The organism is Burkholderiaceae bacterium DAT-1 (assembly GCA_019084025.1).
GTDB lineage: Bacteria > Pseudomonadota > Gammaproteobacteria > Burkholderiales > Chitinimonadaceae > DAT-1.
In genome coordinates this window covers 79,104-92,770 of record JAHRBI010000002.1, presented here as the reverse complement: position 1 = coordinate 92,770, position 13,667 = coordinate 79,104, and the positions used below count along the sequence as shown (strand labels likewise).

Annotated in this window: 14 protein-coding genes; 4 read left to right on the top strand and 10 right to left on the bottom strand. The window is 55.4% G+C overall.

Features of this window, described 5'->3' with window-relative positions:
• Positions 1 to 38: 38 nt before the first annotated feature.
• Both KSF73_03555 and KSF73_03550 read left to right on the top strand, forming a co-directional pair.
• Positions 39 to 848 carry an undecaprenyl-diphosphate phosphatase gene (locus tag KSF73_03555; protein MBV1774788.1) on the top strand — a complete coding sequence of 270 codons (810 nt, stop codon included), beginning with the start codon at positions 39 to 41 and terminating at the stop codon, positions 846 to 848.
• Positions 849 to 1,071: 223 nt separating this feature from the next.
• Complete coding sequence (locus tag KSF73_03550; protein ID MBV1774787.1) at positions 1,072 to 1,323, top strand: YfhL family 4Fe-4S dicluster ferredoxin; 252 nt, start codon at positions 1,072 to 1,074, stop codon at positions 1,321 to 1,323.
• Positions 1,324 to 1,589: 266 nt separating this feature from the next.
• Here the strand turns inward: KSF73_03550 and KSF73_03545 are convergent, their stop codons facing one another.
• From KSF73_03545 to KSF73_03535, 3 genes are all read right to left on the bottom strand, one after another.
• Positions 1,590 to 1,844: a LuxR C-terminal-related transcriptional regulator gene (locus KSF73_03545; protein MBV1774786.1), complete on the bottom strand. Its 255-nt coding sequence runs from the start codon at positions 1,842 to 1,844 to the stop codon at positions 1,590 to 1,592.
• Positions 1,845 to 2,010: 166 nt separating this feature from the next.
• Positions 2,011 to 3,846: a phosphoenolpyruvate carboxykinase (GTP) gene (locus tag KSF73_03540; GenBank protein MBV1774785.1), complete on the bottom strand. Its 1,836-nt coding sequence runs from the start codon at positions 3,844 to 3,846 to the stop codon at positions 2,011 to 2,013.
• A gap of 277 nt (positions 3,847 to 4,123) precedes the next feature.
• A complete protein-coding gene (locus KSF73_03535) occupies positions 4,124 to 5,341 on the bottom strand; it encodes a multifunctional CCA addition/repair protein (protein ID MBV1774784.1) in 1,218 nt (405 codons plus the stop codon).
• A gap of 126 nt (positions 5,342 to 5,467) precedes the next feature.
• Here KSF73_03535 and cysK point away from each other — a divergent pair, with 126 nt between their 5' ends.
• A complete protein-coding gene (gene cysK, locus KSF73_03530) occupies positions 5,468 to 6,400 on the top strand; it encodes a cysteine synthase A (GenBank protein ID MBV1774783.1) in 933 nt (310 codons plus the stop codon).
• A 118-nt stretch (positions 6,401 to 6,518) separates the two neighbouring features.
• Positions 6,519 to 7,217, top strand: coding sequence for a hypothetical protein (locus KSF73_03525; protein MBV1774782.1), 699 nt, complete (start codon positions 6,519 to 6,521; stop codon positions 7,215 to 7,217).
• Positions 7,218 to 7,223: 6 nt separating this feature from the next.
• Here the strand turns inward: KSF73_03525 and hemF are convergent, their stop codons facing one another.
• From hemF to KSF73_03490, 7 genes are all read right to left on the bottom strand, one after another.
• Positions 7,224 to 8,138, bottom strand: a complete 915-nt coding sequence (gene hemF, locus KSF73_03520; GenBank protein MBV1774781.1) for an oxygen-dependent coproporphyrinogen oxidase — start codon at positions 8,136 to 8,138, stop codon at positions 7,224 to 7,226.
• 122 nt (positions 8,139 to 8,260) lie between these two features.
• On the bottom strand, positions 8,261 to 9,502 hold the full coding sequence (locus tag KSF73_03515) for a hypothetical protein (GenBank protein ID MBV1774780.1): 1,242 nt from the start codon (positions 9,500 to 9,502) through the stop codon (positions 8,261 to 8,263).
• A gap of 111 nt (positions 9,503 to 9,613) precedes the next feature.
• On the bottom strand, positions 9,614 to 9,994 hold the full coding sequence (locus tag KSF73_03510) for an aspartate 1-decarboxylase (protein MBV1774779.1): 381 nt from the start codon (positions 9,992 to 9,994) through the stop codon (positions 9,614 to 9,616).
• A 48-nt stretch (positions 9,995 to 10,042) separates the two neighbouring features.
• Positions 10,043 to 10,882, bottom strand: coding sequence for a pantoate--beta-alanine ligase (panC, locus tag KSF73_03505; GenBank protein MBV1774778.1), 840 nt, complete (start codon positions 10,880 to 10,882; stop codon positions 10,043 to 10,045).
• Positions 10,883 to 10,936: 54 nt separating this feature from the next.
• Positions 10,937 to 11,728, bottom strand: coding sequence for a 3-methyl-2-oxobutanoate hydroxymethyltransferase (panB, locus tag KSF73_03500; GenBank protein ID MBV1774777.1), 792 nt, complete (start codon positions 11,726 to 11,728; stop codon positions 10,937 to 10,939).
• 133 nt (positions 11,729 to 11,861) lie between these two features.
• On the bottom strand, positions 11,862 to 12,503 hold the full coding sequence (locus tag KSF73_03495) for a deoxynucleoside kinase (GenBank protein MBV1774776.1): 642 nt from the start codon (positions 12,501 to 12,503) through the stop codon (positions 11,862 to 11,864).
• Between the two features lie 152 nt (positions 12,504 to 12,655).
• A complete protein-coding gene (locus KSF73_03490; protein ID MBV1774775.1) occupies positions 12,656 to 13,525 on the bottom strand; it encodes a hypothetical protein in 870 nt (289 codons plus the stop codon).
• Between the last annotated feature and the right edge of the window lie 142 nt (positions 13,526 to 13,667).

The following is a 13,667-nucleotide window of genomic DNA, read 5'->3' as shown; positions in this document are numbered from 1 at the left end:
GCCTTCTTTACATTTACTTACCAAGCACACTGGACATCATGGATTTCATTTACCTGTTGCAATCGTTTTTTCTCGGCATTGTCGAAGGCCTGACGGAATTTCTACCCATTTCCTCGACGGGTCATCTGATTCTGTTCGGTGACCTGCTGCACTTCTCCTCCGGTGACTCCAAAGTGTTTGAAGTGGTCATCCAGCTTGGCGCCATTCTGGCCGTCTGCGTGCTGTACCGTGAAAAGATTATTCAGCTGGTTAAAGGCATTCTGGGTCGTCAGGCGGAGGACATTAATTTCGCCATCGCTGTTCTGATCGCATTCTTCCCCGCCGTGGTGCTCGGCCTGACGGTCGTCGGTCCGATCAAGCATCTGCTGTTTACCCCGACCGTGGTGGCCATTGCGCTGATTGTGGGGGGCTTCATTATCCTGGCGGTTGAGCGCAAACATCTGGCCAGTGATACCGAAGAATTCACCCGCATCAGCTGGAAGCAGGCGCTGGGCGTAGGCCTGGCACAATGTGTGGCCATGATTCCGGGCACCTCGCGCTCTGCTGCCACCATCATCGGCGGGATGTTTGCCGGACTGTCACGCAAAGCCGCCACCGAGTTTTCCTTCTTTCTCGCCATTCCGACTATGCTGGGCGCCACCGCCTACGATCTGCTGAAACATCGCAACGATCTGTCTCTGGCACAAATCGATAGTATTGCTGTCGGATTTGTCGCCGCCTTCATTTCGGCGCTGTTCGTGATCAAGCCATTGGTGCGCTTTGTGGCCAGCCATTCGCTGAACGTATTTGCATGGTATCGCATCATTCTGGGTGCGGTGATTCTGGGCATTCTGCAGTTTGTGAAGTAAACGGCATCGCGTTCGCCGCGCACGCTGCCTATTCAGAACGAATCCCCGCAACATGTTGCGGGGCGACGTGACTCAACAAGCGCTCGATATCTTAATGATTTTGCGAGCGCTTTTTCACCTGCTGCGTATGCCGCTCGTGCATTTCCATCTTGATACGAGACGGGTCTTGATGCGAGAATATTGCCCCATTCAGGTACCCAATAGAATATAAAGGACAGTCATCATGGCGCTCATGATCACCGATGAATGCATCAACTGCGACGTCTGCGAGCCGGAGTGTCCCAATACTGCCATCTCGCAAGGCCCGGAAATCTATGAGATTGACCCGGACAAATGTACCGAATGTGTCGGCCACTATACCGAGCCGCAATGCCAGCAAGTGTGCCCGGTAGACTGCATTCCGCTTGATCCGGATCGCAAGGAATCTCAAGACCAGCTGATGGATAAATACCACAAGCTGATGGCGATCAGCTGATCCAGCCGTTTCACATTTAATGTGCTGCATGCCGCCTTCGGGCGGCATGTTCGTTTCTGCACAACAAAAAAGTTATCGCCCACCTCACCAGCGCATTACTGGCCCCATGTGTTCACAGATGTACTCCCTTATTTTATGTGCAAATGTCTCACTTATACGGGCATAGCCTCAAGAGAAGAACTTGCGGCTATTCGCCAGATTCTTGACGGGATGCCTGAAGATGAATGACGTACCGAAAGCTTGAATCGTGCTTAGCGGTGACAACCTCAAGCCACCGGCTCTGCCATCTTTTCCTGCAATTCAAGATACACTCTGACCACCTGAGATCGGTTCCTTGCCCCAACCTTCTTAAGCAGGTGATGTACCTGATTATTCACTGTAAAGACACTGGTACCGCGCCGATGCGCGATCTCCTTGTTGGTCAGCCCTTCGGCCAGACTGGACAGGATGTCATACTCGGATGAAGTTATATTATATTCCTCACCACCTCGAGTAACGACAGAGTGGAATTTGCTCACCATAGGCCACCCATATTTGTGTGTATATTTGTGTGCTCACTATAAAAAGGATGCGCACAAATGCAAAAGACCTGTGACGAAATGCGGTCACCTGTCTCTCTAAGGCAACAAAAAACGCCGTGTATCTTATTGATACTACGGCGTTTTGAATGGTGAGAACTGTCAGTTCTTACAGCATGGCGGCCAGACGGGCTTTCAGCGCATCACGCTTGTCTTTGAGTGTTGCAGGCAAGCGATCGGCCAGCTTGTCGAAGAACTCGGCGTGGTCGTGCAATTCCTTATCCCATACACCGGCATCAATCGATGTCAGACGATGGAACACTTCTTCTGTCACCGACTCCAGACCTTGCCACACCATGTCGGTGTAGGTCGGCATGAAGCCCAGTGCGGTATCACGCGCAGCGGCAGTACCCTGGCAACGACCCACGATCCACTCCAGCACGCGCATGTTTTCACCGTAGCCCGGCCAGATGAACTTGCCGTTGTCGTCGGTGCGGAACCAGTTCACGCAGAAGATCTTCGGCAGCTGACTTGCGCGGCCCGGCATATCCAGCCAGTGCTTGAAGTAGTCACCCATGTTGTAGCCGCAGAACGGCAGCATCGCGAACGGATCGCGGCGAACCACACCTTGCGCGCCAAAGGCAGCTGCAGTGGTTTCCGAGCCCATGGTCGCGGCCATGTACACACCGGCATCCCAATCGTGCGATTCGAATACCAGGGGCACAGCGTGGCTGCGGCGACCACCGAAGATGAAGGCAGAAATCGGTACACCTGCCGGATTGTCCCAGTCACCATCCAGCGACGGACATTGCGCTGCAGGCGCGGTAAAGCGGGCGTTAGCATGCGCAGCCTTGCGGCCGGTCTTACCGTCTTCCGGCGTCCAGTCCTTGCCTTGCCAGTCAACCAGGTGAGCCGGGGCTTCGCCCAGACCTTCCCACCACACATCGCCATCATCGGTCAGTGCGACGTTGGTGAAAATGCAGTTTTCATGCAGGGTAGCCAGCGCGTTCGGATTGGACTTGAGCGACGTACCCGGTGCCACACCGAAGTAGCCTGCTTCCGGATTGATCGCGTACAGGCGGCCATCGGCACCCGGCTTGATCCAGGCGATATCGTCACCAATGGTGGTGACCTTCCAGCCGTCGTGTGACTTCGGCGGGATCAGCATCGCAAAGTTGGTCTTGCCACAGGCGCTCGGGAAGGCAGCAGCGACGTAGCTCTTCTTGCCCTGCGGGGATTCCACACCCAGGATCAGCATATGTTCGGCCAGCCAGCCCTGATCACGGCCCATGGTGGACGCAATACGCAGCGCGAAGCACTTCTTGCCCAGCAGCGCATTGCCGCCGTAACCAGAACCGTAGGACCAGATTTCACGGGTTTCCGGATAGTGAACGATGTACTTGGTGGTCGGGTTACACGGCCAAGCGGAATCTTGCTGACCGACTTCCAGCGGTGCGCCCACGGTGTGTACGCACGGCACGTATTCGCCATCGGTCCCCAGCACGTCGAACACCTTGGCACCCATACGGGTCATGGTGCGCATGGACACAGCCACGTACGGGGAGTCGGTCAGTTCGATACCGATATGGGCAATCGGGCTACCCAGCGGCCCCATTGAGAACGGCACCACGTACAGGGTACGACCACGCATGGAACCCTTGAACAGACCGGCCAGATTGGCGCGCATTTCTGCAGGAGCCATCCAGTTGTTGGTGGGGCCTGCATCTTCTTTCTTTTCCGAGCAGATGAAGGTGCGGTCTTCCACACGCGCCACATCGGATGCATCGGAACGGGCCAGATAGCTGTTAGGGCGCTTGGCTTCGTTCAGCTTGATCAGGGTGCCCTGATCGACCATTTGTGCGCACAGACGGTTGTACTCATCTTCAGAACCATCGCACCAGTACACGCTTTGTGGTTCGCACAGTTCAGCAATCTGCTTGACCCACTCGATCAGACCTGCGTGCTTGACCCAGGATGGCGCATTGACGTTAACAGCCGTCGACATAGAAACTCTCCAGAAAAACAGGAAAAGCCGTCACCTCGCCTCCACCCTCGTGGGGCACGGTTGAACGGACAAATGTAGTCGGAAGCCAGCATCTTACACCAACTTGACCTGCCTTTGCTTGAGAAAATGGCAAACGGTAATTGTAGTAAAAGTACAATTACCCTTATCAATCATGACGTTAGCACATTAACATTATGTTTGATTCGCTAAGTCTATGAACTAGATGGACATGATCCAAATGTAGTATGTAGTTTTTAACTACACATCATGAAAATATTCATGTCGCCGGCTGGATCGCCAAGCGAATCGCATCAATACGCGCCAGTCTGACTTGCTCAGGAATCATCGATTTATCATCGCATTGACGTGCAATCGCCCCCGCATCCACACCCTGCACGGCTTTTAAGCACTGCGCCAGAAAGGCGGCCTGCGGATAGTCGCACGATGTCATGCCGGTTCGACCACGTGCGTCCGCCACGCAGGCATCCAGCAGCATGGCAAATCGCTCGGGGCGGCGAATCGCATCGCAACGCATCATCAGCTCCAGCATGGTAGCCGGGCGCAATTCATGCGCCTTGTGCACAACCCCATGTTCGCGACAGCATATCACCGCCAGATCCCGCACATCGGCAGGTACACGCAGGCGCTCGCAGCTCGCCTCCACCAGTGGCACGCCACGTGCCTCATGGGCGATATGGCGCGGCCATTCCTCTGCTGGTGTCATACCCTTGCCGAGATCGTGACACAGGGCGGCAAAGCGCACGGCCAGTGGTGCATGCGTGCTAGCTGCATAATCCAGCACTTGCATGACATGCTCACCGGTATCAATTTCCGGATGCCACTGCTCGGGTTGCGGGACACCCCACAGGCGATCCAGCTCAGGCCACAGGCGCGCCAGTGCACCGCATTCGCGCAGCACCGCGAACATACGCGATGGCTGGTCACACATCATGCCCTTGGCAAACTCCTGCCAGACGCGCTCCGCTACCAGATGATCGACTTCGCCCTGCGCTACCATGCGTTTGCATAACATCATGGTTTCGGTCGCGACAGAGAATCCAAATCGCGCGGCAAATCGGGCTAATCTGAGAATGCGAACAGGATCTTCGGCAAAGGCAGGTGACACATGGCGCAATACACCTGCCTTCAGGTCGCGTTGCCCATGGTAAGGATCATACAACCGTCCAGTTTCATCTTCGGCAATCGCGTTGATGGTGAGATCCCGGCGCGCAAGATCCTCCTCAAGCGATACATCGCGTTCTGCATAAAATACAAATCCGTGATACCCATGGCCACGCTTGCGCTCGGTTCTGGCAAGGGCATATTCCTCATGGGTACGGGGATGCAGAAACACCGGGAAGTCCTTTCCCACCGGCTTGAAGCCTTCGGCCAGCATCGTTTCGGCATCACTCCCAACCACCACCCAGTCACGATCCTTGACCGGTAAGCCTAGCAACCGATCACGCACTGCCCCACCGACAATAAATGTCTTCATATAAGCAAAATCCGCAAGCATCCAGAAATTCTGAATTTCCGGATATATCAATATGATCCTGTAATTGTAGCGCAGTCTGGGTAAAGGCTTAGAATGCTGGCTACTCAATCTCTCAAGGAGCGCTACATGCGCATCGCTTCCGATGTTTCCCGTCTGATCGGCAATACCCCGCTGGTACAACTGAATCGCGTGACAGAAGGCTTGGGCGCGCGCGTAGTGGCCAAGCTGGAGTTTTTTAATCCTTCGCACAGTGTGAAGGATCGCATTGCAGTTGCAATGATCGACGCGGCTGAAACAGCAGGCAAAATTGGCCCCGATACCGTCATCGTCGAACCCACATCCGGCAATACCGGCATTGGTCTGGCGATGGTCTGCGCCGCGCGTGGCTACAAGCTGATTCTCACCATGCCGGAAACCATGTCGCGTGAGCGCCGTGCCCTGCTGCGGGGTTACGGTGCAGAACTGGTACTAACACCCGGCCCGGACGGCATGGGCGGTGCAATTGCCAAGGCTAAAGCACTGGCCGAGGCCAACCCCAACTATTTCATTCCACAACAGTTTGAGAATCCGGCCAATCCGGCGATTCACCGGTCTACCACCGCCGAGGAAATCTGGAACGACACCGATGGACAGGTGGATATTCTGATTTCTGGCGTAGGAACCGGCGGCACGATCACCGGCATTTCGGAAGTACTCAAGGCACGCAAGCCTTCTTTCAAAGCCATTGCGGTAGAACCTGACGCCAGCCCGGTGCTGTCCGGAGGTCCAAAAGGTCCGCATCCGATTCAGGGTATTGGCGCCGGATTTGTGCCTGCTGTTCTCAATACCGGTATCTACGACGAAGTGATCCGCGTTAAAAACGAAGATGCGTTCAAAAATGCGCGCCGTGCCGCTCGCGAAGAAGGCCTGTTGGTAGGCATTTCCTCCGGCGCCGCCATCACGGCCGCACTTGAAGTCGCCGCTCGCCCGGAAAACGCCGGCAAACTGATCGTAGTGATTATCCCGTCATTTGGTGAACGCTATCTATCAACGGCACTTTTTGAAGGACTGACAGACTAAGCAGCAGTTTGCTTAGCCCCCATTCAAGCCGGCGATTGCCGGCTTTCTTTTTTCCATTCATGGTGGATTCAGCAACGCTGGGGTCAAATTCAAGCAACGCTCTCTGGGAGGAGACATGATGCGCAGCCTTTTACTCTTACTTGCCCTATTGCTTGCGGGATGTGCAAGCGTTCAACCACCTCCAGACCCACCGGGTAAAGACTGGCGAGCAACCATTGACATCAGTGGCGCAGGCAGCAAGCAGGTGATTATTCTGGAAGAACAGTATCGCGGCGAGTTTCTGGCTGATGACAACAATGCCATCAAGGCTGCAGCCGGCGAGCTGCTGGGCAACCTGCTGACGCATCTCATCATGCCGTGCGATAGGCATGCGTGGCTTTGCGAGAAAGGCGAATCCTTTTCCGTCTTTCCACGTGATGCCAAGGTCGCTGTAGCCAGCACCGAGGGCGATGTATCGGGACACTGTATACTCGCCCGTGGACAGTCGTTCGAGTGTGAACTCGGACAGGACAAGCTGTTCCTGAACTACGAATCAATGCATGCGATCGAGGGGCATTTCCTGGCAAACAATGCCCAGTGGCATGTGAGCGGCTTACGCATCGGCAAACAGAGCAACCAACCCGGATTTATCGACTGGCTCGTTTCACAGAATGGGTTACCTGTCGCGAGGATACGTGTCAAAGGTAGCACCCAGTTCTTTGGGCCGACCAAACCAGATGTGCGCGTCTGGGTAGCAGATGCTATTCCTGCCACCCAGTATCACGACATGGCCACCCTTCTGACTGTGTTATGCGCGAATACCGTGGTGAAAGGCTAAGCCCCCTCAAGACTGGCTGTCGAGCGGCAGCCAGTCACGTCCGTTAATAAAATCCTTGAGTAGATTGGCTTCTGGAGAACCGATCTCGGGGTGGTAGTCATAGCGCCAGTTCACAACTGGCGGCATCGACATCAGGATGGACTCGGTCCTTCCACCCGATTGCAGACCGAACAATGTGCCGCGATCCCACACCAGATTGAATTCCACATAGCGGCCGCGACGGTAAGCCTGCCAGTCGCGTTCGCGCTCACCGTAATCCATTGCCCGCCGACGCTCGACAATGGGTACGTACGCGCTCAGGAAGGTATTTCCCACGCTCTGCACCAGGGCAAAGCTGCTCTGATCACCGAGCTCGCTAAAATCATCAAAGAAAATGCCACCCACGCCGCGTGGCTCGCCGCGATGCTTGAGGTAGAAGTACTCATCGCACCAGTGCTTGAATCTCGGGTAATAGCCGTCGCCGAATGGGGACAGCGCATCACGGCAGGCCGTATGAAAATGAACCGCATCTTCTTCAAAACCGTAATAGGGCGTCAGATCCATGCCGCCACCAAACCAGATTACATCGGGTTCACCTGCCTTGAACGTCCGGAAACAGCGCACATTCATGTGAACTGTCGGTATGTAGGGGTTACGCGGATGCAGCACCAGCGAGACGCCCATGGCTTCCCAATTGCGACCGGATAGTTCAGGACGGTGCGCGGTGGCAGAAGCGGGCAATTTGTCGCCCATCACGTGTGAAAAGCCTACGCCACCGCGCTCGAATAGATTGCTGCCTTCGATAATGCAGCTGGTACCACCGCCGCCAGCCGCCCTCACCCACGAGTCGCGCAGAAAATGGCCTCCATCCAGGACTTCCAATCCGCTGACGATGGTGTTCTGCAGCTCGGTAAAATAGGCTTTGAGTTCAGTGGTGTTCATCCGTGATCCAGGTCGTACGTTGATTGCAATATTACTGTGACTATCGCTTGAATCCTACAGGGTGATACGCAATGAAACAAACATTCACCTGTTCCACGGCCGGCGCGCAGTGCTATTGACGTTCAGTGCGTGCCAAAGAACAACCAAGCGACCGCAATGGCCGCAATCGCGCCGGTCAAATCTGCAAGTAGTCCGTATCCAATCGCATATCGGCTCTTGCGTATGCCGACCGAGCCAAAATACAGGGCCACAATGTAGAACGTGGTGTCTGCCGATCCTTGAAAAATACAGGCCAGCCTGCCTACAAATGAATCCGGGCCATGCGCCTGCATGGTGTCAATCATCAGTGCCCGCGCGCCGCTACCACTTAGCGGCTTCATCAAGGCAGTGGGTACGGCAGCAGTAAAGTCGGTCGGCAGCGCCATCAGCCCTAGCAACCAGTTAAGTCCTTTGACCACCCCATCCAGTACACCGGCATTGCGCATCACGCCAATCGCCACCAGCATGCCCACCAGATAGGGAATGATGGTCAGCGCGGTTTGCATACCCTGTTTTGCGCCTTCAATAAAGGCCTCGTATACATTGAGGCGGCGCCAGAGCCCAACCAGCAGGAAGAGCGCGATAAAGCCAAGTAGCAATGCATTGGCAAACACTCGCGAGAATTGTTCAAGCTCAGGCCGGGTCAGGCATTGGCTGAGATACCAGACCAGTCCGGCAATCGCACCCGTCATCCCGCCAATCCAGCCCAGTAATACAGGATCAAGCAAACGAATGCGCTGCTTTATGGCCACTGCCAGCAGACCGGTCATGGTGGCAACATAGGTGGCAATCATGCAGGGAATGAAGATATCGGATGGATCGTGTGCACCCATCACCGCCCGTTGCGCCATGATGGCCACCGGCAGCAGGGTAAGTCCGGACGTATGCAGCACCAGGAACATGATCTGCGCGTTGCTGGCAGTATCTTTTTCCGGATTCAGCGATTGCAGGCTATCCATGGCTTTCAGACCAAAGGGGGTGGCCGCATTATCCAGCCCGAGCAGATTGGCCGAGAAATTCATCACCATGTGCGCATTAGCAGGATGATCACGTGGCACATCCGGAAAGATACGCGCAAAGAATGGGGCAATCAGCCGCGCCAGCACTTCGGTGATGCCTGCCTTTTCTGCGATATTCAACATGCCCAGCCAGAAGGTCATCACGCCCGCCAGCGGCAGAGCAATGTCCATCACCGACATCCGCGCCGAGCTGAACATGCCATCCACCACGCGCATGAATACATCCGCGTCGCCGGTCATCCATTGTATGCTGGCGGACAGAATGCCGATCAGGAAAAAACCGCTCCAGATATAGGTGAGCGCCATGACTCATGCCTGAGATGCAAAGGCTGGGTTGTAACACAAAGTGCATCGCTACCCCAGCAAAACAAAAAGCCACCCCGAATCGGGATGGCTTTGTTGCGACGCAAACAAGAATCAGGCTGCTTGAACCGGGGTCAGGCTGGTCAGCTCGACGGCTTCGTTCTTTTCATTCACAAACACCAGCTTGGGCTGATGATTGCTGAGTTCGGCATCTTCATAATTGGCGAAGCTGGCGATAATCAGGATATCGCCGACCTGCACACGGCGCGCAGCCGAACCATTCACCGAGATGATGCCCGATCCGCGCTCTGCACGTATGGCATAGGTGCTGAAACGCTCGCCATTGGTCACGTTCCAGATGTCGATGGCTTCGTATTCGCGCAAATCTGCTGCTTCCAGCAGATTTTCGTCGATGGCGCAGGAGCCGATGTAGTTCAGTTCTGCATGCGTAGTGGTGACACGATGCAGCTTGGATTTGAGCATATTGCGTTGCATGAAACTTCCTTTGCTACCTGATTGCAGTGCCGGGTACAGGCGACTGGATCAGCGCTTGAGCGTCAGCTCGAGATTATCGATCAAACGCGGCTTGCCAAGACGGGCCGCGGCCAGAATCACCAGATTCAGGTCGCCGGGACGTGCGTGTTCGAGACGATCGCTGGTGCGGATTTCAACATAGTCCACGCGCCAGCCGTGATTCTCCAGATCGGCGCGTGCCGTTTCGGTCAGCTTCACGAAATCGGTATCGCCGCCTTCAATGGCAGACTTGATCGCGTTGAGGTTGCGATACAGTCGCGGAGCCTCGGCACGTTCGGCGGGCGTAAGGTACCCGTTTCTGGAGGATAATGCCAATCCATCCGCTGCACGGCCAGTATCGACCGGCACGATTTCGATGGGCATGTCCAGATCAGCTACCATGCCTTCGATGACCTTGAGCTGCTGATAGTCCTTCTTGCCAAACATGGCACAGTCGGCCTGCACGATGTTGAAGAGTTTGGTGACCACCGTCGCCACGCCACGGAAATGCCCCGGACGCACCTTGCCGCACAGTTCATCCTGAATGGCAGGCGGCTCAACCTTGTATTGCTGCTCGGTACGCGGGTAGAGCTGCGTCACATCCGGATGGAACACCGCATCCACACCAGCCGCAGCGAGCTTGGCGCAATCTTCTTCAAAGGTGCGCGGATAGGTCAGGAAATCCTCACCCTGACCAAATTGCAGCGGATTCACGAAAATCGACACGACAACCTTGCCGCCACGCGCCTTTGCCTGAGCAACCAGAGCCAGATGGCCTTCATGGAGATTGCCCATGGTAGGGACAAAGGCGACAAAGCCGGCATGTTCACGCCAGGCGCGCAAATCAGCGATGGTAGAAAAAATCTGCATGTCTGTTATGACCGTTCCAATGACTCAGCCCTGTTCATCGACAAGGCCTTAAACTCAGTAAGAATGCTCTGGCGCAGGGAAGGTCTTGCCCTTCACAGCCTGCACATAACCTTCCAGTGCGCCCTGAATGCTGGTGACACCCTGCATGAAGTTGCGCACAAAGCGGGCTTTCTTGCCCGGATACACGCCCAGCATGTCGTAGACCACCAGCACCTGACCGTCGCAGTCTACACCAGCACCGATCCCGATAACAGGAATGGTCAAGGTAGCGGTCAGCTCGCGAGCCAATGCAGCAGGCACCATTTCCATCACAATCATGGATGCACCTGCAGCTTGCAGGGCCAGCGCATCCTGCTTGAGCGCATCGGCTGCAGGATCGGTTTTGCCTTGCACTTTGAAACCACCCAGGGTGTGGACGGATTGCGGGGTAAAGCCGATATGGCCGCACACCGGTATACCACGCTCGACCAGGAAGCGAACGGTATCGGCCATGAAAGCGCCGCCTTCCAGTTTCACCATCTCGGCACCAGCCGCCATTAAGCGAGCTGCGTTGGTAAAGGCTTGCTCCCGGCTACCCTGGTAGCTGCCAAATGACATATCTGCCAGCACGAGGGCATCCCCTGCGCCACGCGCTACGCAGCGAGTGTGATAAATCATGTCATCGATGCTAACCGGCAGCGTCGTACGCTCGCCTTGAATGACGTTACCCAACGAATCACCTACGAGAAGCACATCCACACCGGCATCTGCCATCAAAGTGGCAAAGCTGGCGTCATAACAGGTCAGCATGGTGATCTTCTGACCATCCTGCTTGTGCTTGTGCAGTGTCGCGGCTGTAATTTTCATGGCTCACCCAGTTAATTCAAGCGCTTGCTCAGATGCAAGTACAAAGTGGAATACTAACCTTTGAGCGCAAAAGCTGCCACCTCCGTCCATCTCTGGCGCAGGTGAGGCTCGTCGCTCATGCAGCAAAACGCGCTTAGGCGCCCTTGTTGAAGTATTCCCGGCCACCACGCATGGTTTCGATGCGGCGCAACAATAACCGGAAGTCGTCCTCGTTATCAACCAGATCAAGGTGACTGGTATTCACACTCAGGACAGGAGAGTCGGTGTAGTCGTAGAAAAAACGGCTGTAGCGTTCGTTCAAGTCTTTGAGGTAGTGATCAGAAATGCGGTACTCGTAATCCCGTGCACGTTGTCGTACACGACTGAGCAAAGTATCGACATCCGCTTGCAGGTAAATCACCAGATCGGGCACAGGCGCGGCCACACTGACGTGACGATAGATATCCGAATACAGGCGGAATTCTTCATCGGTCAGGGTCATTTCCGCAAAGAGGACATCTTTTGCAAACAGAAAGTCGCCTACGGTCTGCCCCTGAAACAGATCCATTTGTGCCAGTCCGGTGACCGCCTCTACACGCTGAAACAGAAAGGCCAGTTGTGTCGCCAGCGCATAACGTGACATGTCCTGATAAAACTTAGGCAGAAAGGACACGTTTTCGGGTTGTTCAAGCACTGTGCGTGCGCCCAGAAAATCAGCGAGTTTGCGTGCCAGAGCAGTTTTGCCGACACCAATCGGGCCTTCTACAACAATATAGCGAAACCGGTTCAGGGACATACACGCCTTGGACTGTTGCAATGACAAATGTGCAGCCATTGTATCGTCGTATTCGAAGACTGCGGGTGCCGGTTGCGGGCGCCACTGTGTTTTTTGCACAAGGCTTGCGCAGGCGCGGGAAAGGTGTTCAGGCCGGCGTCATCCCGCTGATATCAGTATGGATCCAGCAGACGACCAATCCCGAAGGACACACTGCGCTCGCCATCCTTGGCTTTCGCACCTTCGTAGCGGAATACGCCACCGGGAAACTGTACCCCTAGTGGCTTGCCGTTTTCATCTACCGCGATATAGATCGCACCTTTGCCAAGTCCGGATGTCCCCACAAACTTGGATCGGGTCTGGTCGTCGTAGTGCCGTGTCGTAGAACTATCAATCACGTTCACCATGTAGACAGACGATGTATTGGGCGGCAATTCCGCATCGTGAGATTCCAGACTCTCACGCAATGCCCGTTCGCGTGCCTCATCCAGCACCACAGGTGGCGCAGCAACAATCGCCACATGCCCGGTGTTATCCGAATGCGCTCCGCCTTCCTGACGAGTATCGCAATACTGATCGCTGCACCAGCTGAGGATGTCACCCGGTTGCGCGGCACGCAGATCGGCAATCCCGACCCAGAATAGATCACGCCCGCCACCCAGTCGGGTAAACAGATGCTGCCAGACATAGGCCTGCGGCCACTTGCGCTTGGCACCCAGCCTCAGCATTTCATTGCGCAGGGAAATCAGCGCTTCCGGTCGCTTCTGCTGCACCAGCCAGGTCACCCAGCCGGAGCAATCTGTGTGCACGCTATAGCGGCCATTCGGCATACGCTGTACATCGGGGCCGGCCGGATCGGCTGCGCCGGGCTTGTGCGTATACGCGGTGTCATTGAGGTGCGTGGCAACATCATCGGCGAGCCTGAGTACATCCTGCGCCACACCGGCATGCACACCCCACGACAGACAGAGTGTGCCAGCCCACAGGGCGGCACGCCTGATCGACCCATTCGGCAGTCTGGTCAGCAAGTCTCTGTTGTTCAATGACGTTCCTTCAATCCAATTGATGAGCCAATCTGCGGCCACCGCGACAATACCCAAAGCAGTCATCGCTGCCAAGCACACCACTTTATCTTGGTTGATCCTGCCACATCATGCAAAAAAAACGCCCCGAATCCGGGGCGCA

Bases quoted from the DNA above. Each gene is read 5' to 3' on its own strand.
- KSF73_03550 (MBV1774787.1), top strand. From the start codon at position 1,072: ATGGCGCTCATGATCACCGATGAATGCATCAACTGCGACGTCTGCGAG.
- KSF73_03515 (MBV1774780.1), bottom strand. From the start codon at position 9,502: ATGGCGCTCACCTATATCTGGAGCGGTTTTTTCCTGATCGGCATTCTG.
- cysK (MBV1774783.1), top strand. From the start codon at position 5,468: ATGCGCATCGCTTCCGATGTTTCCCGTCTGATCGGCAATACCCCGCTG.
- KSF73_03555 (MBV1774788.1), top strand. From the start codon at position 39: ATGGATTTCATTTACCTGTTGCAATCGTTTTTTCTCGGCATTGTCGAA.
- KSF73_03495 (MBV1774776.1), bottom strand. From the start codon at position 12,503: ATGTCCCTGAACCGGTTTCGCTATATTGTTGTAGAAGGCCCGATTGGT.
- KSF73_03535 (MBV1774784.1), bottom strand. From the start codon at position 5,341: ATGAAGACATTTATTGTCGGTGGGGCAGTGCGTGATCGGTTGCTAGGC.
- KSF73_03525 (MBV1774782.1), top strand. From the start codon at position 6,519: ATGCGCAGCCTTTTACTCTTACTTGCCCTATTGCTTGCGGGATGTGCA.
- hemF (MBV1774781.1), bottom strand. From the start codon at position 8,138: ATGAACACCACTGAACTCAAAGCCTATTTTACCGAGCTGCAGAACACC.
- panB (MBV1774777.1), bottom strand. From the start codon at position 11,728: ATGAAAATTACAGCCGCGACACTGCACAAGCACAAGCAGGATGGTCAG.
- KSF73_03540 (MBV1774785.1), bottom strand. From the start codon at position 3,846: ATGTCGACGGCTGTTAACGTCAATGCGCCATCCTGGGTCAAGCACGCA.
- KSF73_03510 (MBV1774779.1), bottom strand. From the start codon at position 9,994: ATGCAACGCAATATGCTCAAATCCAAGCTGCATCGTGTCACCACTACG.
- panC (MBV1774778.1), bottom strand. From the start codon at position 10,882: ATGCAGATTTTTTCTACCATCGCTGATTTGCGCGCCTGGCGTGAACAT.
- KSF73_03545 (MBV1774786.1), bottom strand. From the start codon at position 1,844: ATGGTGAGCAAATTCCACTCTGTCGTTACTCGAGGTGGTGAGGAATAT.